The organism is Pseudonocardia adelaidensis, from assembly GCF_039543345.1.
GTDB lineage: Bacteria > Actinomycetota > Actinomycetes > Mycobacteriales > Pseudonocardiaceae > Pseudonocardia > Pseudonocardia adelaidensis.
The window spans coordinates 42,902-63,828 of sequence record NZ_BAABJO010000010.1; the positions used below are offsets into that span (position 1 = coordinate 42,902).

Sequence of the window (20,927 nt, forward strand, 5' to 3'; positions counted from 1 at the left end):
TAACCTGGAACGGTGAGTTCACGCGGTTGGCCAGCAGCGCTGTCGGAGGCCCGGCTGCACGTGGTCTCGGGCAAGGGCGGCACGGGCAAGACCACCGTGGCCGCCGCGCTGGCGCTCGCGCTGGCTTCCGGTGGCAGGCGCACCCTGCTGGTGGAGGTCGAGGGCCGGCAGGGCATCGCGCAGCTGTTCGACACGGCCCCGCTCCCGTACGAGGAGCGCCGGATCGCGATCGCCCCCGGGGGCGGCGAGGTCAGGGCGCTCGCGGTGGACGCGGAGGCGGCGCTGCTGGAGTACTTCGAGCTGTTCTACCGGCTCGGCATGGCGGGGCGCACGCTGCGCAGGATGGGCGCCGTCGAGTTCGCCACGACCCTCGCCCCCGGGCTGCGTGACGTGCTGCTCACCGGCAAGGTCAAGGAGTGCGTCAACCGGCGCGACGGAGACGGGAACCCCGTGTACGACGCGGTGGTGCTCGACGCGCCGCCCACCGGCCGCGTGGTGAGCTTCCTCGACGTCACCAAGGCGATGGCCGACCTGGCGCGCACCGGCCCCATCCACAGCCAGGCCGAGGGCGTCGTGCAGGTGCTGCACTCCCCGCTCACCGCGGTGCACCTGGTCACGCTGCTGGAGGACCTGCCGGTCACCGAGACCCTCGAGACCGTCGACGAGCTCACCCTCGCCGGCTTCCCCGTGGGGGCCGTGATCGTGAACCGGGAGCGCAGGCAGTGGCTCCCCGACCGGTCGGTGGCCGCGGCGGCCGGTGGCCGGGTCGACTCCGGGCGCATCCGCGCGGGCCTCGCGTCCGCGGGCATCGACCTGTCGGCCGACGTGATCGACGGGCTCGTGGCCGAGACCGTGGAACACGCCGTGCGCGTGCACGGTGAGGGTGCCGCGCTGGCCCGGCTGGAGGAGGCCACGGCGGTGCTCCGGCTCGAGCTGCCCGACCTCGTGGAGGGCGTGGACCTCGGCTCGCTCTACGAGCTCGCCGAGTCCCTCGCGGAGCAGGGCGTCGGCCGGCCGGTGCCGAGCGAGGAGGTCCCGTGAGCCCCCGCCCGGCTCCCGCGCTGGACGTCGACGCGATGCTCGACGACCCCGGCACCCGGATCATCGTGTGCTGCGGCTCGGGCGGTGTCGGCAAGACCACCACATCGGCGGCGCTCGCGATCCGCGCCGCGGAACGCGGCCGCCGCACCGTGGTGCTCACCATCGACCCGGCGCGCAGGCTGGCGCAGGCACTGGGCATGGAGGCACTCGGCAACGAGCCCGGCCGCGTGGCCGACGCCCGCGGCGACCTGCACGCGATGATGCTGGACATGCGCCGGACCTTCGACGAGATGGTCCACGCCCACGCCGAGCCCGAACGCGCCGAGGCGATCATCGCCAACCCCTTCTACCAGACCATCTCGTCCTCGTTCTCCGGCACGCAGGAGTACATGGCGATGGAGAAGCTGGGGCAGCTCGCGGCCACCGGCGAGTGGGACCTCATCGTGGTCGACACGCCGCCGTCGCGCTCCGCGCTGGACTTCCTCGACGCCCCCCAGCGCATGTCCACCTTCCTCGACGGCCGGATGATCCGGCTGCTGTCCGCGCCGGCGCGGGCGGGTGGGCGGGGCCTGCGCAAGCTCGTGGGCGCGGGCTTCTCGCTGTTCGCGAAGGGCGTCTCGACGATCCTCGGCGGCCAGATGCTGGCCGACGCCTCGGCGTTCGTGCAGGCCTTCGACACGATGTTCGGCGGGTTCCGGGAGCGGGCCACGGCCACCTACGCCCTGCTGCGCTCGCCCGGCACGGCGTTCGTCGTGGTGGCCGCCCCCGAGCCGGACGCCCTGCGCGAGGCCGCGTACTTCGTCGACCGACTCGCCAGCGACGACATGCCGCTCGCCGGCCTGGTGCTCAACCGCACGCACCCGCTGCTGGCCGACCTGTCCGCCACGAAGGCCCGCGCCGCGGCCGACGAGCTGCGCTCGGCGCCGCTGGCCGCGGCGGTGCTGCGGCTGCACGCCGACCGCGTGGACCTCGCCGATCGCGAGGAGCGCCTGCTCTCGCGCTTCACCGGCGCCCACCCGGGCGTGGCCGTGGCCCGCGTCCCCGTGGTGGCGGGCGACATCGCCGACCTGGACGGCCTGCGGGAGGTCGGCGAGCGCCTGGCGGGCGCAACGGACTCCGCGGCCGAGCCCCTGCGCTCGGCGCGGTAGGGGGGTCAGGGGCCTCCGGCGGCGCCACCGGAGGCGGCGTCGGAGTCGTGTCGGGCTCAGGGCGATCATGCTGACTCGTCCATCCGGCGCTGCCGTTGCTGCTCGTGCTCCGCCGCCTTCGCCAGTTGCTCGGCCGTCTCCTCCGCCACCGACTCGTAGTGGGCGGTGCGGGCGTCGTGCAACAGGTCGGCCCACGATGCGACGTCCGGCCGGGCGCGCAGGAGCGCCCGCCGCTCGCGTTCGGTCATGCCGCCCCACACGCCGAACTCGATGCGCTGGTCGAGGGCGTGGGCGAGGCATTCCGTGCGCACCGGGCACGCGCGGCAGAACAGCTTCGCCTCCCGCTGCCGCGCCCCCTGGACGAAGAGGCCTTCGGCGTCGACCGTCCGGCACCGTGCAGCTCCCCGCCAGTTCCACCGGCCCGTCATGGTCGCCCCTCCCCGGATCGTGTGCTCGTCATGACCAGCACAGACGGATTCTCGGAGCCCGCGGTTCCAGCGGAAACCGAGCAAAACTACTCAATCGCGGTCGGGTGATCTCCCCTACTCCGTTCGGTCGTCCGCGTACCCTGGCGCCTCGTGAGCTTTCCGCGCCATCTCGCCCGGCCGATCGGCCTGCTGCTCGGGCTCGGGCTCCTCGCGGGGGTGGTGGTCGCGGGGATGGCCTTCCCGCTGACCGCCGGCCTCGGGCTGGTCGCGAGCGACACGGGCGACAGCGTCAACACGGTTTCGGCCGACCTCGTGGACGGCCCGCTGCCGCAGAGCACCACCGTCACCGACTCGGCGGGCGTCCCGATCGCGCGGTTCTTCGAGCAGGGCCAGAACCGGCGCTCCGTCACGGCCGACCAGGTCTCGCCCGCCATGAAGGCGGCCATCGTCGCGATCGAGGACCGGCGTTTCTACCAGCACAACGGCGTCGACTGGCAGGGCACGCTGCGCGCGCTCGCGGCCAACTCGGCCTCCGGCGAGGTCGTGCAGGGTGCGTCGACGCTCACCCAGCAGTACGTCAAGAACTACATGCTCTACGTCGCGGCGGAGAACGAGACGGAGCGCCTGAAGGCCACCGAGCAGACGCCCGCGCGCAAGCTCAAGGAGGCGCAGATCGCCCTCCAGATGGAGCAGCGGCTCTCCAAGGACGAGATCCTCACCCGCTACCTCAACATCGTCTCGTTCGGCAACGGGGCGGCGGGGATCGCCGCGGCGGCGCGCACCTACTTCAACACCACGCCCGACAAGCTCACGGTGCCGCAGGCCGCCCTGCTCGCCGGGATGGTCAACAGCACGTCGGCGTTCGACCCGGTCACCAACCCGCAGGCGTCGCTGGAGCGGCGCAACCTGGTGATCAACCAGATGCGCGACCAGCAGATGATCGACGATGCGCAGGCCCAGGCCGCGCTCGCCACCCCGCTCGGTGTGGCCAACCCGCTCAACACCCAGCCCAACGGCTGCATCGGCGCGGGCGACGCCGGGTTCTTCTGCAAGTACGTGGTCGACTACCTCACCGAGGCGGGCTTCTCGCTCGAGCAGCTCAACCGGGGCGGCTACACGATCAAGAGCACCCTCGACCGCAACGTGCTCGACCACATGAAGGCCTCGCTCGACGCGGAGGTCCCGCCGCAGCAGCCGAACGTCGCCAACGTGATGTCGGTGGTCCAGCCGGGGTCCGACAAGCACCGCGTGCTCGGCATGGCGTCCAGCCGCACGTTCGGCCTCGACGCGGAGGAGAAGGAGACGAGCTACGGGTTGCCGTACGAGCCGGTCAACCTGGGCGCCGGCTCGACGTACAAGATCTTCACCTCCGCCACCGCCCTGGAGAAGGGCATGGGCATCAACTACCAGCTCACGGTGCCGCCGAGCGGGTACGCGTCGCCGATCTACGTCGACGGTGCGGGGCGCCCGCTCCCGGTCCGCAACTCCAGCGAGAACACGCCCCCCCGCATGTCGCTCACCGACGCGCTGGCCCAGTCGCCCAACACGGCGTTCATCAAGCTGGAGGAGTTCACCGGCATCCCGGACGTCGTCGACATGGCCGTGCGGCTGGGCATGCGTTCGCTCGCCACCACGCCGTTCGTCGACCCGGCCACCGGGCGGCCCACCGACCGTTCCATCGCCGAGGTCACCAAGGCCCAGAACCTCGCCTCGTTCACCCTGGGCGTCAGCCCCACGAGCGTGCTCGAGCTCGCGAACGTCGGGGCCACGCTCGCCAGCGCGGGCAAGTGGTGCCCGCCCAGCCCCATCGAGTCGGTCACCGACGCCGCCGGCAACCCGGTGCCGGTCACCGAGGCGCCCTGCGAACAGGCCGTCGACCCGGGCCTGGCCAACGCGATGTTCAACGCGCTCAGCAAGGACGACCAGCCCGGTGGAACGGCGGCGGGCGCGGCCAGCCAGGTGGGGTGGAACCGGCCGATGGCCGGCAAGACCGGCACCACCCAGCAGCACAAGTCGGCCGCGTTCGTCGGGTTCGTCCCGCAGCTGTCCGGCGCGGTGATCACGTTCGACAACTCGCGCTCGCCCCGCCCGCTCTGCGACGGGGCCGGGTCGCCGTTCCCGTGCCGCAGCGGCAACATCTTCGGCGGCAAGACACCCGCCGAGACCTGGTTCGGCGCGATGAAGCCGCTGGTCGACCCGCTACCGGCCCTCCCGCTACCTCCGGTGGACGAACGCTTCCTCGTGGGCGGCGAGGAGTCGCGCATCCCGGACGTCATCGGCGACCCGGAGAACGAGGCCCGCGAGGAGCTGGAGAAGGCGGGCTGGAAGGTGTCGGTGCGCGAGGTCGACAACGCCGCCGACCGCGGCACGGTGGTCGGCCAGGACCCGAACGGGTCGGCGCTGCCCGGCGAGACCGTCGAGCTCAGCATCTCGAGCGGTGAGGCGCCGCCGCCCCCGGACGCGCCCGGCGACGACGATGACGATGACGACGACGACGGTGGGGACGGCGACTGAGCCGTCACCCGTCGGGGTGGCGCCGCGCCGAGAGGCCCGGCGCTGCTCGATCGGGGCGTCACCCGCGCCTACCATCCGCCCGCGTGACCGCCTGCTCGGATGATGGTTCGTCCGCAGCGCGGGACGTGCCGGCCGATGGCTCGCCCGCGCAACGCGGGTACGACCCGGCGATCCGCCTGTCTCGCGATCCCCGGGTGCCCGCGGACCCCCCGCCGCGCCCGCGGATCGTCGACGAGCCGGGGATCCTCGGGCTGTCCCGGCTGACGCGCGGGCGGTTCGGCTCGCGGCTGTTCAACCTCTTCTTCCTGCTGGTGTTCGCCGTGATCCTGATCCAGATGGTCTCGGCGCTCCTCGACCACCCGTGGTGAGGGGCCCCCGAGCACCGGGAATCCCCGTGGGTGTCCCCGGCTACCCTGGCCGAGGAGAGCCGCCCGCGCTCGGAGGAGGTGAGGAGCGATCGCCACCGAGTCCGCTCCACCCCGTCCGGCGGGGGTGGCACCACAGCTGTCCGCGCCCACGTCCCACCGCGTCCGCAGCGTGCTCGCCATCCCGGCGTTCCGCCGGTTGTGGCTCGTCACGTCGGTCGCGGGCGTCTGCGACTGGATGAGCCTGCTCGCGCTCTCCGCACTCGCCACCCACCTCACCAGCGGTTACACGGCGCAGAGCTTCGCGCTCGGCGGTGTGGTGGCCACCAAGCTGTTCCCCGCGCTCGTGCTGGGGCCGCTCGCCGGTGCGCTCGCCGACAAGTTCGACCGCCGCCGCGTGATGGTGGTGTGCGACCTGCTGCGGTTCGCCCTCTTCGTGTCCATCCCGCTCGTCGGGTCGCTGTGGTGGCTGTTCCTCGCCACGTTCCTGATCGAGATCTGCGCGCTGTTCTGGATCCCGGCCAAGGACGCGTCCGTGCCCAACCTCCTGCGCAGGCCCGACCAGGTGGAGACGGCCAACCAGCTCAACCTCGTGATGACCTACGGCGTCGCGGTGATCACCGCGGCCAGCCTGTTCGCGGTGATCACGCGGGTCGGGGGGGTCGTCGGGGGCAGCGGGTCGGCGCTGTCCACCGTGTTCGTGGCCCTCGTCATGAGCGGGGTCGCGTACCTCGTCATCGCGCTCACGGTCTGGTTCCGCATCCCGGAGATCTCCGGGCGCGCCACGCAGCGCAGGGCGGCGGGCCCGGGCCTGGTCGCCATGCTGCGCGACGGCGCGTCGTTCGTGGTGCGCACCCCGCTGGTCCGCGGGCTGGTGATCGGGATCGTCGGTGCGTTCGCCGCGGGCGGCACCGTGGTGGGCTCCGCCACCCTGTACGCCGCCAGCCTCGGGGGCGGCAACGCCGCGTACGGCGTGCTGTTCGCGTCGGTGTTCGTCGGGCTGGCGTTCGGGATGGGAGCGGCGCCGCGGATGGCCCGCCGCATCCCGCACAACCGGCTGTTCGGCGCGGCGATCGTGGCCGCGGGGCTGGCGCTCGTGCTCGTGTCGATCGCCCCGCACCTGTTCGTGGCGATCGGCGCCGTCATGCTGGTCGGCGGCTTCGCCGGCATCGCCTTCCTCACCGGTCTCACGATCATCGGCTCGCAGGTGGCCGACGAGGTACGCGGCCGCATCGTCGCGTTCGTGCAGTCGATCGTGCGGCTCACGCTGCTCGGTTCGATGGCGCTGGTCCCGGTGATCGTCGGCCTCGTGAGCGCGCGGTGGGTCCACGTCTTCGGCCATCCGGTCCTGGTCGACGGCACCCGCGTGGTGATGCTGGCGGGCGGGCTCGTGGCCGCGGTCGTCGGCATGCTCGCCTACCGGCAGATGGACGACCGGCGCACCGAGCCGATCCTGCCCGACCTGCTGGCCGCGTTGCGCCGGGGCGAGCCGCGCCACGGCGCCGGGGTCCTGATCGCGGTGGAGGGTGCGCCGGCCGAGGAGACCACCGATCAGGCGGCCCGGCTGGCGCAGCGGCTGCGCGCGGCGGGTCACCTCGTGGTGGAGCCGGACGGCGGGGAGCGCGACCGGGAGCGCTGGACGGCCGCCACGCGGGAGGCTGCGCTCGCCGGCCCGCGGGCCCAGGCCCTCGCGGCCGCGGCCGTGCAGGCCGACCAGGTGGAGCGGGTGATCCGGCCCGCGTTGGCCAAGGGGGCCGTGGTGGTCGTCGACCGGTTCCTGGCGAGCAGGCTGGCGCAGTTCGGGGTGGCGGCCGACCGCGCGTCGTCGGCCGGTCAGCCGGCGCTCGACCCCAGTGAGCTGGAGAGCCTCGCCGCGTGGGCCACCGGCCGGCTGCGGCCGGACGTCTCGGTGCTGCTCGACCGCGCCCCGGTGGCGGCGGCGCCACAGGTCGGCGGCGTGGCGGGGGAGGAGCACGTGCGCGTGCAACGGCTGCTCACGCGGATGGCGGCGGCCGAGCCGCACCGGTACGTGGTCGTCGACCCCGAGGGCCCGCCCGACGAGGTCGCCGAGCGCGTCTTCTCCGGCCTGGAGCCGGTGCTCCCGACACCGCCCGCCCGGGACACCGATCCGGCGGTGACGCGATGACCGTGTGGGACGAGGTGGTCGGGCAACCCGCCGCCGTCGCCGAGCTCTCCGCCGCCGCGACCGACCCGGCGGCGATGACCCACGCGTGGCTGTTCACCGGCCCGCCGGGCTCCGGCCGGTCGGTGGCGGCACGCGCGTTCGCCGCCGCGTTGCAGTGCCCGCAGCACGGGTGCGGGGAGTGCACGGCCTGCCACACCGTCCTGGCCGGCACCCACTCCGACGTGCGCGAGGTGGTGCCGGAAGGCCTGTCGATCTCGGTGCGCTCGATGCGCCTGCTGGTGCAGTCCGCGGCGCGCCGCCCGGTCACCGGCCGCTACCAGATCCTGATCATCACCGACGCCGACCGGCTCACCGAGAACGCCGCCAACGCGCTGCTCAAGTCGATCGAGGAGCCGCCGGACCAGACGATCTTCCTGCTCTGCGCGCCGTCCGACCACCCGGAGGACGTCGCGGTCACCATCCGGTCGCGGTGCCGCCCGGTCCCGCTGCGCACGCCGTCGGCCCTGGCCATCGCCGACGTGCTGGCCCGCCGCGACGGGATCGACCCGGAGACGGCGAGCTGGGCGGCGTCGGTGGCCGGTGGGCACGTCGGGCGCGCCCGCAGGCTCGCCCGCGACCCGGCCGCGCGGGCGCACCGGGAGCTGGTGCTGGGCCTGCCCCTGCGCGTGCGCAACCTCGGCGACGCGTTCGCGTACGCGAGCGACCTGGTGCGCGACGCCAAGGCCGAGGCCACCGAGCTGAGCGAGAGCCGCGACGCCACGGAGCGCGAGGAGCTCGCCGTCGCGATGGGCGCGGGCGGCACCGGCAAGGGCGCTGCCGCGGCCGCGCGCGGCGCCAAGGCCGCCGAGCGCGACCTGGAGCGCCAGCAGAAGTCGCGCAACACGCGCACGCAGCGCGACGCGCTCGACCGGGCCCTCGTCGACCTGGCCGGGTTCCTCCGCGACGCGCTGGTGGTGGGCAGCGGTGCGGAGGTGCCGCTCACCCACCCCGACCGCGAGGGCGACGTGCGGCGGGCGGCCACGGACTGGTCCGCCGAATCGGTGCTGCGCAGGCTCGAGGCCGTGCTCGCCTGCCGCACCGCGCTCGACCAGAACGTGAAGCCGGAGATCGCGGTCGAGGCGATGATGACGGCGCTGCAGCGCGGCTGAGCGGAGCTCGCGGAGCGAACCGACGACGCTGAGCGGAGCTCGCGGAGCGAACCGACGACGCTGAGCGGAGCGCGGAGCGAACAAAGCGCATCGCGCGGAGCGAACAAGACGACGGTGTCCCGTCGGAGCGGTCCGGCAGAATCGGTCGGGTGGGGCACCCGGCAGGCACGGTCATCTCGGCGCGCGAGGCCGAGGTGCTTGCGGCCGTCGGCGAGCACCTGAGCAATGCGGAGATCGCCGCGCGGCTCTTCATCTCGATCCGCACCGTCGAGAGCCACGTGTCCTCGCTGCTGCGCAAGCTCGGCGCCGAGGACCGCAGGGCGCTCACCCTGATCGCGGGTGAACGCGCGGCCCCGGCGCCGCCACCACCGGCGCCCGCGTTACCGCCCGCGCTCACGTCGTTCGTCGGCCGGGCCCGCGAACGCGCGGAGCTGGCGGCTGCGTTGCACGGGCAGCGGCTGGTCAGCGCCGTCGGGCCCGGCGGGGTGGGCAAGACACGACTCGCGCTGGCCGTCGCGGCCGACATCAGCGACCGGTTCGCCGACGGTGTCTGGTACGTCGACCTCGTCCCGGTCACCGATGCCTCCATGATCGCGCCGACCATCGCGGCCGCGCTCGGCCTCGGCGAGCAGCAGGGCCGCACGCGGCAGCAGACGGTGCTCGAGTGGGCGGCAGCCCGGCGCGCGTTGCTCCTGCTGGACAACTGCGAGCACCTCCTGGACGGCGTCGCCGATCTCGTCGAGCGGCTGCTCGCCCAGGCCCCGGGCGTCACGGTGCTGGCCACGAGCCGGGCCCGGCTGCTGCTGCCGTTCGAGCGGGCGTTCGCGGTGGAGGGGCTCTCCGTCGGCAAGGGCTCGGGCGGCGACGCGGTGGCGCTGTTCGAGGAGCGCGCCGCGGCGGCGGGCGTCGTGCTCGGTGCGGACGACCGGCGCCGGGTCGCCCGGGTGTGCCGCGGGCTCGACGGCGTGCCGCTCGCGATCGAGCTGGCCGCCGCGCGGCTGCCCGCACTGGGCGTCGACGGGCTGGAGGCCGGCCTTGCCGACCGGTTGCAGCTACTCACCGGAGCGCGCCGCGTCGACAGCAGGCACCGGTCCCTGCGCTCCACGCTCGACTGGAGCTATACGCTGCTCGACCCCCAGGCCGGGCAGGTGCTGCGCCGGGTGGCGGTGTTCGCCGGCCCGTTCCGGGCCGACAGCGCGGCCGCGGTGGCGGGGATGGGTGCGCGCGAGGTCGCCGCCCATCTGGCCGCGCTCGCCGACCACAGCCTCCTCGTGCCCGTCGCGGCGTCCGACGGCACGCGCTACCGCACGCTGGAGACCGTCCGCCAGTACGGCGTGGAGCTGCTGGAGGAGGAGGGCGAGCTCGCGGAGTGCCGTTCGCGGCACCTGAGCTGGGCGTGGCACGCGGCCACCGAGCTGCTCGCCGACGAAGTGATCGACACGCCCCGTTGGCGGGCCCGGTTCGACCGGCTCGCCGACGAGCTGCGGGCCGGACTCGGCTGGGCCGTGGACGCCGGCTCGAAGGACGCGTACGAGGGCAAGGTCCTGCTCGCCACCCTGTGCCACCGCCGTGGCATCGCGAGCGAGGCGCAGTGGCGCTTCGAGCAGGCCGCCGAGCTGGCGCCCGACGACCGGTCCGCGGCCGAGTCCCTGCACCTGGCCGCGGGGGTGGCGGCCAACCGGCTGGCCGGTGACGACGCGATCCGGCTGCACCGGGCCGCGGCCGACCTGTGCCTGCGCGCGGGCGACACCGCGGCTGCCGCCCGGGAGCTCGCGCGGGCGGCCGAGCTGTGGAACCGGGCGGCCGGCACCATCGCGGCCCGTCCCGACGAGCTCGCGCCCCGCGCCCTGCTCGACGAGGCCTGGCGGCTCGCGGGTGAGCACCGGGTCACGCGGGCGCGCATCGCGGCGGCCGAGTCGTTCGCGGTGCCGGAGACCGAGGAGTCGAGCGGCGAGGTCGCCGAGGCGGCGCTGGAGGTCGCGCGCGGGTCCGGCGACCTGATGGCCGAGAGCACCGTCCTGGACCGGCTCACCACCATCCAGCTCTCCCGCGGCGAGGCCCGGGCCGCGCTGGCGAGCGCGCTGCACCGCATCGAGCTGCTCACCCCGCAGGTGCTCGACCCGTGCGTGGGGTTCGAGCTGTCCGACGCCCACGTGATGGCCGTCGAGTCGGCGATCGCGTCGGGTGACCTCGCCGAGGCGCGCCGGCTCGCGGAGCGGATGCGCGATCTCCCGCTGCACCGCGAGGACGAACACGTCGCGGTGGCCCGGTTGATCGTGGTGTGCGCGCTGGAGGGCGACTGGCAGCGTGCCCTCGCCGCGGGCGACCGGTTCCGCGAGGGCTGGGAGCGGGCCGGGAGCCCGCGCGTCCCCACGCTGCGGCGTGCCGCGCGGGCGATGGCCACGGTCCACGGCATGCGCGGCGACACGGCGGCCCACGACGAGTGGATGCGGATCTTCACCGCGCTGGTGCCCTACGTGCGCCAGACGCACGACCAGCACTCCAGCGCGTTCTTCGAGGGGCTCATGCTGTTGCACCTAGGCCGGGCCCGCGAGGCCGTGCAAGTGCTGGAGATCCATCCCCGGGAGCTGCGGCGGTGGTACCAGAGCATCTGGCGGCCGTGGTACGCGGCGGCGTGGGCGGAGGCGGCCGTGCTCGCCGGGGAGCCGGACGCCGTCGATCGCATCGCCGCGGTCCGGGCCACCGCCGCCGAGAACGCCGTCACGGCGGCCCTCGTGCAGCGATGCGCTGCGCTCGCCGCCGGTGACCGCCCGGGCGTCCTCGCCGCCGCCGACGCGCTGGAGTCGGCAGGCTGTCGCTACCAGTGGGCGCGCAGCCTGCTCCTCGCGGGCGGGCCGGAGCGGGAGCGGGGCGCGTCGGCGCTGCTCTCCATGGGCGCCCTGGTGATCTGACAGCCGCACCCACGGAGTACACGCGCGCGGAATCCGTGGTGGCTCCGTGCTCCGCACGGATGTCCCCAGGCCTCCGGCGGACGATCGTTCTCCACATGCTGAACCAGCTCCACACCGCAGGCGACCTCGCAGCCGACCGCCGCAACACCCTCCGCGCCGAGGCGGAGGCCTACCGGCTCGCCCGCACGGCCCGGCTCGCCCGCTCGGTCTCCGAAGCGCGGCCGGCCCGCCGCCGTGGCTGGCTTCAGCTGCTGGGAGTCCGGGCCGGGAGGGCCCCGGCGTAGCGGACGGCGAGCGCGCGGACGTGCTCGACCAGCTCCGGCGGCTCGGCGACGTGGAAGTCGAGCCCGAGCATCCCGATCCACACCGCCACGACCTCCAGGCTGTCGCCGCCGGTGACGAGCACGCTGTGGTGCTCGTCGACCGTCTCCACCACGCCGACGGTCGGGTTGATGCGGGCGAGCACCTCCTCGGCGGAGGCGTCCACCTCGATCCTCGCGTGCACCGACCAGCCCGTGAAGGCGACCTCGCGCAGCACGAACGCGGTGTAGTCGCCGCCCGGGAGCGGGTCGGGCCGGAACCGGGCGCCGCCGGGCACCTGGAGCCGCATCCAGTCGGCGCGGTAGGCGCGCCATTCCCGGGTGCGCCGCTCGCGCGCCACGACGTACCACCGCTGCTGCCAGCTCACCAGCCGGTAGGGCTCGGCCTCCACGTGCTCGTCGTCCCGGTAGGCGAAGCGGATGCCGACGGCGGCGCGGACGGCCACCGCCAGCTCGGTGAGCAGGCCGGGGTCGACGGGCGGGTCGGCGACGTTCGTGCCGGTGTTCGCTGGGCCGGTCGATGTGCTGTCGTGCAGGGCGCGCACCCGGCGGCGCAGCCGGGAGGGCAGCACGTGCTCGAGTTTCGCCAGGGCCAGCGCGCTCGACTCCTCGATCCCGCGCACCGCCGTGACCGCCTGCAGGCCGACCGCGATCGCGACGGCCTCCTCGTCGTCGAGCAGCAGGGGCGGGAGCCTGCCGTGGTCACCGAGGCGGTAGCCGCCTCCCGGCCCGCGGATCGTGTCGAGCGGGTAGTCGAGGTCGCGGAGCCGCTCGACGTCCTTGCGCACGGTTCGCTCGCCCACGCCGAGCCGGGTGGCCAGCTCCGCGGCCGGCCACGTGCGGGGCGTCTGGAGCAGCCCGAGCAGCGCGAGCAGGCGGCCGGAAGTTTCTCGCACAAGCCCTCCGAATACAGGAACGAACTGTGCCGGTACTGCTTCTAGCGTAACCACCATGACCAGCACCCAGACGCTCTCCGTCCGCCCCTTCGAGGTCGCGATCCCGCAGGCCGACCTCGACGACCTGCAGCACCGGCTCGAGATCACCCGCTTCCCCGAGCCCGCCCCGGGCGACGACTGGAGCTACGGCACGCCGGTCGGCTACCTGCGCGAGATGGTCCAGCACTGGCGTACGGCCTTCGACTGGCGGGCGCAGGAGGAGCGGATGAACGCGTTCCCGCACTTCCTGACCGAGATCGACGGCCAGACCGTCCACTTCGTGCACGTGCGCTCGGCGGTCGAGGACGCCACCCCGGTCGTGCTCACCCACACCTACCCCGGCTCGTTCGCCGACTTCCTCGACGTGATCGGCCCGCTCACCGATCCCGTGGCCCACGGCGGCCGCGCCGAGGACGCCTTCCACGTCGTGATCCCCTCGATCCCCGGCTTCGGGTTCAGCACCCCGCTCTCCGAGGGCGACTGGACGATGGCGCGGGTCGCCCGCACCTGGGACACGCTCATGCGCGGGCTCGGATACGAGTCGTACGGCGCCCACGGGAGCGACGGCGGCGCGATGGTCTCCCGCGAGCTCGCGATCCTGAACCCGCCCGGGTTCCTCGGCGCCCACGTCCTGCAGCTGTTCTCGTTCCCGTCCGGTGACCCCGCCGAGTTCGAGCGGATGGCGCCCGCGGACCACGCGGCGCTGGAGTTCGCCGGCTGGTTCCAGACCGTCAACGGATACGCCCTGATGAACGCGTCCCGCCCGCAGACGGTCGCGGCCGCGCTCTCCGACTCCCCGGTCGGCCAGCTCGCCTACAACGAGCTGTTCGAGAACTTCGGCAACGGCACGAGCCTGGTGAGCCGGGACCAGGTGCTGACGCAGGTGTCGCTGTACTGGCTCACGAACACCTCGGCGACGGCCGTGCGCTACCACCACGCCGAGCGCTCGGCGGCTCCCGTCGTCAACCAGGGGCCGATCGGCGTCACGGTCTTCGCCGACGACTTCAGGTCGATGCGGCCCTTCGCCGAGCGGGACAACACGAACATCGTGTCGTGGACCGAGCGCCCCCGCGGCGGCCACTTCGCCGCGATGGAGGTGCCGCAGGACCTGGCGGAGGAGATCCGCGCCTTCTACCGCGCCTGAGACATCACCGGGGCATCCGGAAGAAGATCATGGGGTTGTCGCCGGGCCCGCGTACCGGCGACAACCCCAGCTCCGCACGCAGCCCGGTGAGCGTCGCGTAGACGTCCCGGGCCTTCGCGCGGGACGGGGTGAAGAACGGCACGCCCCGCTTGCCCAGCCAGCGCACCACGACCTTCCCCTCGTGCAGCGGGAGCGTGCTGCGGAAGTGGTACACGTCGTGCACGCTCACCGGGATCCCGGCTGGCACGCGCGGGAACAGGTGCTCCAGGTACCAGCGGGCGAACCGGCTGCTGTGCGCAGCGTCGACGAACAGGTAGCCGGTACCGGCGGGCACGCGGTCCAGCGTCTCCTTGATGTCGCCCTGCACGAAGGTCCAGCGCCCGTCGGCGAGGTCCTCCGGCACGTTGCGCACGACGTTGTCGATGCGGTCGAAGCTGTGCAGCCGGCCCGCCCCGTTGTCGCGCAGCGCGCTGAGGATCCACGACGTCGACCACCCGTGGAACGTCCCCAGCTCCATGACGACCGCAGGACGGGTGGCCCGCACCAGCAGGTAGGTGATCTCCGCTTCGAGGTCGTCGAGCTGGGGGGTCATCCGAGCGCCCATCGACTCCGCGTACTCCCGCTGCTGCTTCCCCACCGCGGCGAGATCACCCGCGTACTCCCGGTACAGCGCGCGGACGTACGCCAGGTCGATCTTCTCCAACGGACGGCCTCCAGCGGTCGGGTCGGGCCCGGCCACTGTATCCGCCGGTCAGCGGTGTGCCGGGCCGGGCGACAGGGCACCCCGGACCGCTCGCTACACTGGGCCGCGCACCACCGCCGCCTTAGCTCAGTCGGTTAGAGCGACGCACTCGTAATGCGTAGGTCTGGGGTTCGACTCCCCAAGGCGGCTCCGACCAGCGGTTCCTCTCCGGAACAAGATCCACTAGCCCTCCGGAGAGGAACGCACTCGTGCTTACACCGGATCATGACGGTGCAGTTGCCCGCCCTGCTCCTGCTCTAACCTCCACGCCCGGCGGCTACCTGATCGACGTCGTGATCGGGAGCCTCCACGTCCACACCCCGCATCCCATCACCGAGGCTGCTGCACGCGAGTACGCCCGGCTGCTGTGGGACTCGTTCGGCGTTGAGATCGATGGAGACGTTCAGTGGACCTGCTGACGCTCCTGGAGGACTGGCACCTGAGCCTGCGAGCGGCGAACAAGGCTCCCAGAACGATCGATGCCTACGTGGAAGCTGGGACGAAGTTCGCCAAGTTCATCGGGGACAAGACCCAGGTCAACCACCGAGACATCCAGAGGTACCTGGTCCACCTCGCGGACACCCCACACCAGCGGACAGGCAAGCGGGTTACAGACTCCTACGTCGCTGGCCACTACCGCAGGCTCCAGCAGTTCTTCCGGTGGTTGGAGGAAGAAGGCGAGATCACTCCGTCGCCGTTCCACCGCCTGAAGCCACCCGCTGTCCCTGTGAAGCCCGTGCCGTTGCTGGAGGACTCCGAGGTGCGTCGACTCCTGAACATCCGAGACAAGCGATCTCAGGCCCTGCTACGGGTACTTCTGGACACTGGGGTTCGAGTCTCTGAGCTTGTGTCCATGCGGCGAAGCAACCCGGCTCTGGTTCATGGCAAGGGTCGGAAAGAGCGGACGGTTTACTGGTCTGACTCGACCGAGCTTGCCCTACGTCGATACCTCCGAACCAGGACTGACAACCACGAAGCTCTGTGGGTTGGTGCCAAGGGTCCTCTCACAACCTCAGGCGTCCGTCAGATCATCGAGAAGCTAGGCGACGATGCTGGGATCTCTGGTCTTCACCCGCACATGTTCCGGCACCTGTTCGCCCACAACTGGATGATGGCGGGTGGGTCGGAAGGGGACCTGATGCGGCTGTGCGGTTGGTCGGCCCGGGAGATGGTGTTGAGGTACGGAGCTTCCGGGGCGGACAAGCGAGCTGAGAAGGCATTCCGGACTCTGAACGTCAGCGCCAGGTACTAAGCAGCTTGAGGCGGCGCTGCGCCAGGAGCCACGAACGGATCGGCCCCGGACCCTCCGCGGGTACCGGGGCCTTCTTCGTCTTACCGAACCTGGATGTTCATCTGCTTAGCTGCGCTCGTGACCACGTTGACAGCTCGGTCGAGATCGTCTGTCTTGTAGTCGCCGAGCTTAGCCTGAGCGATCCCCCGGACCTGGTCGGCAGTTACAGACCCGGGACCCTTGGCAGCTTCCGTGAGGATCGCGGGATCGGTGGTTCCGTGCGCTGCCTCCAGCAGGAGGCGAGTGGTAGCGACCATGGTCGGATGATACCGAACGGCGGTAGCTGGTCTAGCCCTTGCGCTTAGCTAGCCACCCTCCTAACGGACGGTGGCGACTTAGCCCTTAAGCGACCGGCTTAGGTCGTAAGCAACTAGCTAGAACATCCGTTAACACATCGCTTAGACCGCCACAAAGACTTTCTGTGTTGTCCGTGTCACATCCGCTGGTGAATCGTGAACCGGGTCCGATACATTGTTGCTGTTCGGCTCAGAGCCCCCGCCCGCATGGGACAGAGGATGAGCGGGGCCGACACTCCGGCGATGCGTATCGCTTAGGGCGCCTTAGCCCGATACCCGGAGACCTCCGAAGGATCGCGGTAGTCCGCTGGCTTCAGCGGGAGCAGAAGCCGTTGATAGTCGGCCTGTCGAATATACGAGGTGAAGCCATGCTTGACTTGACGCCAGAACAGGTAACGCACTATCCGCAGGCGCTAGGATCGAGCGTCATCCACGCGTGCGAACGGGCTGCACGGGAACAAGATGATCCATCGTTCCGTGCTGCCTTGCTCGAACTAGCGGCAGAGATCGAGCCGTTCGTAGTGTACGAGTTCAAACACGACGTCTTCGACGGATGGGCGTTCGAGAACTGGTGGCCGGTCGTCAGAGTCGAACCAGTGCAGGGAAAGCCGGTAGAGGAGTGGCCGGCGTCTGCCACTGACGCGCTTCAGGTGACGCTGTACCTGACGGCGGACCGAGCCCGGGTAGAGGTCTCGTGACGTGGTCCAGCCGTGACGACTTTGACCCTGCCCCTTTCATGTTCAACTAACAGATCGGAGAAGCATGACGAGAGTGAACAACTGGTCTACACCGTTCCGGCCGTTCGAGTACTGGGCGGATCTTGCCGAAAACGAACCAGATTTCCTGATTGACGGGATGCTGCACGCTGCTACTAACACGGTATCGGGTAAACCTACCGTCGGTAAGACTCGTCTGGTCGCCGCAATGGCGGCAGCTATCGCGGGCGAGGACAAGGAGTTCTGTGGGTCTGAGGTCGTTGACCACGGCCCGGTGATGGTGATCTCAACCGACGCGGGCGAGACTCGCCGATGGGGACTTCGGATGCGGGAACATGACATCAAGGATTCCATGGTGGGCATCGCCAAGTTCAATCCGCTGGATTGGAGGTTGTACGAAGGGCAGGCGCGGTCCGCTCGACTGATGATCCTGGACAATCTGACGGGCTCGCTCGGGAACCGGCGCATCGGTGACGACGATGCTGCCCGGGAGCTGTGCCAGCCGCTCGCCGAGATCGCCGAGAACGGCACCACGGTTCTGATGATCGCTCACTCTGCTAAGAACTTTGAGGCTCAGTCCGGGAAGTACACGCCTACCGGCGTGATGGGCTCGACCGTGTATCAGGCGTGGGAACGGCTGAACCTGCATATTCACGACGCGACCGAGCCGAACACCCGCGCGGTCTCGATCCGGTCGAACGACCACGCCAACCGTGACCTTCTGCTGCAAGCCGAATGGGGTAGATCCTCTGCGGAGTGGTCCGTTCTGTCGGAGAAGGAAGACACCCGACAGCGCACTGAGCAGACCTACAAGAAGCGCAACGACTTGTTCGACAAAGTCGCTGATGATCCTCACCTGTCCTCGATCGAGTCGGGTCGGGAGGTTGGTCGGACGCTCTATGCACAGGGCGGGTACAAATCGGAGGATGCCGCGATTAAGGCGTTCCAGCGTGCGAGCCGATCCGTCTGCGGTGTGTACGTGAACGGCCGGTGGCAACGGCCGGACTAGGTGGGACGCCGGGACCCCCCCATTACTAACGTCCCCCCGTGTCCCACTCCTCACGGAGCGCCGTTCAGCGCTCCTGGTGTTCAGGGTAAGAGATGGTCAATGACAACGGGGCCGCTATTGGCCCCGGGACCATCGATGACCACGGACCAGGAGGGACCGGGGGCGGAGGTTTGAGGCTCCGCCCGATGACAACGGTCCCGACCGTTAGGGGCGCCTTCGGGGGGCGCCCTAAGCATGGTTTTAAGACAAGGGCCAGCCTTTCGGGGCTGGCCTTACCAGGTATTAGAAGGGTCGACCCCAGAGGGAGACCCACCGGACCGGCTCAGCTGCCGGTCTTAACCGTTAGGCAGCCTTAGAGGGCTGCCCGTCTTAGGAGAACCGTAATGATCGAAACTGTAGTGCGGCCCGTGACGGCCGCTCACGTTCGTACTGGTGACCGTCTGGTCACTCAGGTGAGCCTTCAGGGGCGAACCGTGTACCTGTATCACCCTTCGGGTTATACCGCGTGTGACGTTGACGCCCTGGTGAAGATCAGTCGGAAGGTCAGGGTGGTTGACCTGGACGAGCCGGGGATCGTCCACAGCTCAGTGAGTGTCGCGTAGTGGCGAGTAAGGGTGAGTCTCTGACGATCACGTGCGCTGAGTGCCACCGGTCCTACACGTACGTCTACCGGGGCGGACCTGATCGCAAGCTCTGTGATCGTCCCGAGTGTGACACGAGCCGGGATACGAAGCTCCGTGCTGCCCAGAGGGCCGGTGATGACGAGTACCCGGTGAACCTCCGGCCGGAGTCGCTGTCCGACAAGATCCAGGGTCGCCTGATCGAGGACCAGAAGGCAGCTAACGACCGTCGTGGCCGTCGTCGTCGACCTGGGCCGGCTGACGCGCTCGAGTCCGGGGGAGATCCCGAGACCGTTACGGCCGTCCAGGAAGCCGCTGAGACGCTGCCGGACGCTGTCGACACCGGGCACTGGTCTACGGACGGTCTGAGCCGGTTGTACGGGCTTACCGACGCGGACCCGTTGTTCGGGCTACCCGAGATCCTGGCGAGCCTGGACACCCGGAGCTCTGGGACACCTAAGGTCAGTCGTCGAGCCGCGATGGACGACGCGATCGTGAAGTGTCGCGACCGGAACCCGTTCCGGCTCGTCGACCCGATGAAGCGGAAGGCTTGTCGGGACTGGTGGCACCAGAACATGACTGGTGCCGATATCCAGCCTGCCCTACTTGACGTTCAGCGCGGTACGCCGCAGCAAAGTCCGGTGATCGGCGAGCTAGCGCCTCACGTCGACACCTGGACGCGGCCGAAGGTCCCGGTTCGTCGCGATCCACTGTCCGGCACCTTCCGGAGCCTGACGACGGGTGACACGTTCCGGCCCGGTCGTGAGTGGCACGATGACGACTTCTGGTCGTTCCTACCCGCTAATGTCCGTAGGTCGACCCGGTGCCACGTTGACCCGATACCGTCACTCGTTCCGTTCGTGTTGTCGGGATAATACATATAGGTAGAAGGGGCAGCTACCCCAGTCCTTAGCGAGTAGCTCGCCCCCGCTCTCCTATCTCCAGGTTCGCCGCTCGGTCTCACGTGCATTTGGCCTCTCTCTGACGCGCCAGAGAGGGGCCATTTCATTTTGGGCGCATGAACTACTACCACTACTACGAAAGGGGAAATATGAGTGATCGAGAGCTTATCGGTCAGGGTATCCGCCGTGCGTTGCTGCGTAAGGGTTTGACTACTACGGATCTTGCTCGTCGGATCGGTGTTGGTTCGAGCACGGTCGGGAAGTGGGTTACGTCTGCCGCCATCCCGTCGCCTAAGAACCTTCGGGCTGTCTGCGTCCATCTCGACGTGGACGAGACCGACCTAAGGGAAGGCTATCCGGACTTTGCGGATGACGCGGCGTGAGCCACAACTACCGGCGGAACGCTCGCGTCCGTCGCTAGAAGAGTTGATGACGTGGTGCCGCTTGCTACCACTTTACGAATGCCGGGAGCTGAGTGAGTTCCTGGCGAAACTACTAGCAGAAAAGGGAAGGCCCGAATGAACACCGTTAAGCTGTCTGAAACGTACGGCTTCACCACGAGGTCAACGTCTGATGCTGCGCTGAATGCTGTCGCTTACGAGATTCTTTCGCTTGCGTATGAGCGTGCCGAAGTGTCGCTCGCAAATGATCCGCACGGAAATGCGGCACACGACCTCGTTAACGAGTGCCTCGTGCGTGCGCTCGATGTCAACAATCTGAACAAGTGAGGAAAGTAGATGACTAACGGACCTGGTCCGGCTGATGAGTTTGCCGCTCTGTTTGGGGCGCAGATGAACAAGAACACGCTTGCTGCGGTTATCGCTCGGAATCTTGCGGGAGTCCCGGATGATCCGGTAGAGGCCGGCCGGCCGGTACCGAACGACGATTTCGCCGATGTCCCGTACGACGAGCCGCACCGGGAGCGTAGGCGGCGTGCGGCCCTGGAGGCTCTCGGATACCGGGGTGCTCGGCTTGACGGGCTGATGGACCGGATGACCGGCGATACGCCCCGGCAGATTGAGACTTCCGCCCGTGAGCTTGCGGAGCTTGCCGGTCCCCCACCGGCTCGACCGGTTGACCCTTCTCAGGGTCGGGGCAACTTCGGCGATACTCCGACATCACCAGAACACGAGTTCCGCGAGATGATCGATACCGTTCTAGGTCCTCGGGGAATGATTAAGCGTGGCCCCATTAGGGCGTTTGAGGCCGGTCCCGAAGGTCTCCGTCGCACTCACTAACAAGCACTAAGG

General features: G+C 70.3%; 19 protein-coding genes and 1 tRNA gene. 16 read left to right on the forward strand and 4 right to left on the reverse strand.

Translation table 11 applies throughout. The features are described 5' to 3' along the window. Positions 1-12: 12 nt before the first annotated feature. Together ABEA81_RS15290 and ABEA81_RS15295 are read left to right on the forward strand one after the other, a co-directional pair. Entirely contained in the window at positions 13-1,041 is a 1,029-nt protein-coding gene (locus ABEA81_RS15290; RefSeq protein ID WP_345605737.1) for an ArsA-related P-loop ATPase, read from the forward strand. Between the two features lie 35 nt (positions 1,042-1,076). After that, positions 1,077-2,189 (forward strand): ArsA family ATPase, encoded by a 1,113-nt coding sequence (locus ABEA81_RS15295; RefSeq protein WP_345605933.1) that lies wholly within the window; start codon positions 1,077-1,079, stop codon positions 2,187-2,189. 65 nt (positions 2,190-2,254) lie between these two features. Here the strand turns inward: ABEA81_RS15295 and ABEA81_RS15300 are convergent, their stop codons facing one another. Then, positions 2,255-2,617, reverse strand: a complete 363-nt coding sequence (locus ABEA81_RS15300) for a WhiB family transcriptional regulator (RefSeq protein ID WP_345605738.1) — start codon at positions 2,615-2,617, stop codon at positions 2,255-2,257. Positions 2,618-2,767: 150 nt separating this feature from the next. Between ABEA81_RS15300 and ABEA81_RS15305 the strand changes: the two genes are divergently transcribed. The 6 genes from ABEA81_RS15305 (at position 2,768) to ABEA81_RS15330 (ending at position 11,986) form a co-directional block, all read left to right on the forward strand. Beyond that, positions 2,768-5,131: a penicillin-binding protein gene (locus tag ABEA81_RS15305; protein ID WP_345605739.1), complete on the forward strand. Its 2,364-nt coding sequence runs from the start codon at positions 2,768-2,770 to the stop codon at positions 5,129-5,131. Positions 5,132-5,325: 194 nt separating this feature from the next. Next, entirely contained in the window at positions 5,326-5,499 is a 174-nt protein-coding gene (locus tag ABEA81_RS15310; RefSeq protein WP_345605740.1) for a hypothetical protein, read from the forward strand. A gap of 124 nt (positions 5,500-5,623) precedes the next feature. Continuing rightward, entirely contained in the window at positions 5,624-7,642 is a 2,019-nt protein-coding gene (locus tag ABEA81_RS15315) for a bifunctional MFS transporter/dTMP kinase (RefSeq protein ID WP_345605741.1), read from the forward strand. Continuing rightward, a complete protein-coding gene (locus ABEA81_RS15320) occupies positions 7,639-8,790 on the forward strand; it encodes a DNA polymerase III subunit delta' (protein ID WP_345605742.1) in 1,152 nt (383 codons plus the stop codon). The genes ABEA81_RS15315 and ABEA81_RS15320 overlap by 4 nt, the downstream gene beginning before the upstream one ends. Before the next feature lie 149 nt (positions 8,791-8,939). Next, the gene (locus tag ABEA81_RS15325) at positions 8,940-11,702 is read left to right on the forward strand and encodes an ATP-binding protein (RefSeq protein WP_345605744.1); all 2,763 of its coding nucleotides are present in this window, start codon (positions 8,940-8,942) and stop codon (positions 11,700-11,702) included. Positions 11,703-11,797: 95 nt separating this feature from the next. Continuing rightward, positions 11,798-11,986: a hypothetical protein gene (locus ABEA81_RS15330; RefSeq protein WP_345605746.1), complete on the forward strand. Its 189-nt coding sequence runs from the start codon at positions 11,798-11,800 to the stop codon at positions 11,984-11,986. On the opposite strand, the gene ABEA81_RS15335 is transcribed toward ABEA81_RS15330, so the two are convergent. Then, positions 11,947-12,918 carry a helix-turn-helix transcriptional regulator gene (locus ABEA81_RS15335; RefSeq protein WP_345605747.1) on the reverse strand — a complete coding sequence of 324 codons (972 nt, stop codon included), beginning with the start codon at positions 12,916-12,918 and terminating at the stop codon, positions 11,947-11,949. The genes ABEA81_RS15330 and ABEA81_RS15335 overlap by 40 nt on opposite strands. A gap of 55 nt (positions 12,919-12,973) precedes the next feature. Here ABEA81_RS15335 and ABEA81_RS15340 point away from each other — a divergent pair, with 55 nt between their 5' ends. Then, complete coding sequence (locus ABEA81_RS15340) at positions 12,974-14,101, forward strand: epoxide hydrolase family protein (RefSeq protein WP_345605748.1); 1,128 nt, start codon at positions 12,974-12,976, stop codon at positions 14,099-14,101. Positions 14,102-14,105: 4 nt separating this feature from the next. Here ABEA81_RS15340 and ABEA81_RS15345 read toward each other — a convergent pair whose 3' ends face one another. Then, positions 14,106-14,804 carry a class I SAM-dependent methyltransferase gene (locus ABEA81_RS15345; protein ID WP_345605749.1) on the reverse strand — a complete coding sequence of 233 codons (699 nt, stop codon included), beginning with the start codon at positions 14,802-14,804 and terminating at the stop codon, positions 14,106-14,108. Between the two features lie 115 nt (positions 14,805-14,919). On the opposite strand from ABEA81_RS15345, the gene ABEA81_RS15350 reads away from it, so the two are divergent. Then, a tRNA-Thr gene (locus ABEA81_RS15350) sits at positions 14,920-14,993 on the forward strand. Between the two features lie 256 nt (positions 14,994-15,249). Further along, positions 15,250-16,095 (forward strand): tyrosine-type recombinase/integrase, encoded by an 846-nt coding sequence (locus ABEA81_RS15355; RefSeq protein ID WP_345605750.1) that lies wholly within the window; start codon positions 15,250-15,252, stop codon positions 16,093-16,095. Between the two features lie 80 nt (positions 16,096-16,175). Here the strand turns inward: ABEA81_RS15355 and ABEA81_RS15360 are convergent, their stop codons facing one another. Then, on the reverse strand, positions 16,176-16,391 hold the full coding sequence (locus tag ABEA81_RS15360) for a hypothetical protein (protein WP_345605751.1): 216 nt from the start codon (positions 16,389-16,391) through the stop codon (positions 16,176-16,178). 407 nt (positions 16,392-16,798) lie between these two features. On the opposite strand from ABEA81_RS15360, the gene ABEA81_RS15365 reads away from it, so the two are divergent. From ABEA81_RS15365 to ABEA81_RS15385, 5 genes are all read left to right on the forward strand, one after another. Beyond that, positions 16,799-17,128, forward strand: coding sequence for a hypothetical protein (locus tag ABEA81_RS15365; protein ID WP_345605753.1), 330 nt, complete (start codon positions 16,799-16,801; stop codon positions 17,126-17,128). A gap of 64 nt (positions 17,129-17,192) precedes the next feature. Further along, positions 17,193-18,155, forward strand: a complete 963-nt coding sequence (locus tag ABEA81_RS15370) for an AAA family ATPase (protein WP_345605754.1) — start codon at positions 17,193-17,195, stop codon at positions 18,153-18,155. 772 nt (positions 18,156-18,927) lie between these two features. After that, positions 18,928-19,650, forward strand: a complete 723-nt coding sequence (locus ABEA81_RS15375; RefSeq protein WP_345605755.1) for a hypothetical protein — start codon at positions 18,928-18,930, stop codon at positions 19,648-19,650. A gap of 143 nt (positions 19,651-19,793) precedes the next feature. Further along, positions 19,794-20,060: a helix-turn-helix domain-containing protein gene (locus ABEA81_RS15380; RefSeq protein WP_345605756.1), complete on the forward strand. Its 267-nt coding sequence runs from the start codon at positions 19,794-19,796 to the stop codon at positions 20,058-20,060. 135 nt (positions 20,061-20,195) lie between these two features. Continuing rightward, positions 20,196-20,405, forward strand: a complete 210-nt coding sequence (locus ABEA81_RS15385) for a hypothetical protein (protein ID WP_345605757.1) — start codon at positions 20,196-20,198, stop codon at positions 20,403-20,405. Positions 20,406-20,927: the final 522 nt, after the last annotated feature.

Coding starts and splice junctions, on each gene's coding strand:
- ABEA81_RS15330 (WP_345605746.1), top strand. CDS start 11,798: ATGCTGAACCAGCTCCACACCGCAGGCGACCTCGCAGCCGACCGCCGC.
- ABEA81_RS15295 (WP_345605933.1), top strand. CDS start 1,077: ATGCTCGACGACCCCGGCACCCGGATCATCGTGTGCTGCGGCTCGGGC.
- ABEA81_RS15360 (WP_345605751.1), bottom strand. CDS start 16,391: ATGGTCGCTACCACTCGCCTCCTGCTGGAGGCAGCGCACGGAACCACC.
- ABEA81_RS15320 (WP_345605742.1), top strand. CDS start 7,639: ATGACCGTGTGGGACGAGGTGGTCGGGCAACCCGCCGCCGTCGCCGAG.
- ABEA81_RS15365 (WP_345605753.1), top strand. CDS start 16,799: ATGCTTGACTTGACGCCAGAACAGGTAACGCACTATCCGCAGGCGCTA.
- ABEA81_RS15300 (WP_345605738.1), bottom strand. CDS start 2,617: ATGACGGGCCGGTGGAACTGGCGGGGAGCTGCACGGTGCCGGACGGTC.
- ABEA81_RS15340 (WP_345605748.1), top strand. CDS start 12,974: ATGACCAGCACCCAGACGCTCTCCGTCCGCCCCTTCGAGGTCGCGATC.
- ABEA81_RS15370 (WP_345605754.1), top strand. CDS start 17,193: ATGACGAGAGTGAACAACTGGTCTACACCGTTCCGGCCGTTCGAGTAC.
- ABEA81_RS15385 (WP_345605757.1), top strand. CDS start 20,196: ATGAACACCGTTAAGCTGTCTGAAACGTACGGCTTCACCACGAGGTCA.
- ABEA81_RS15380 (WP_345605756.1), top strand. CDS start 19,794: ATGAACTACTACCACTACTACGAAAGGGGAAATATGAGTGATCGAGAG.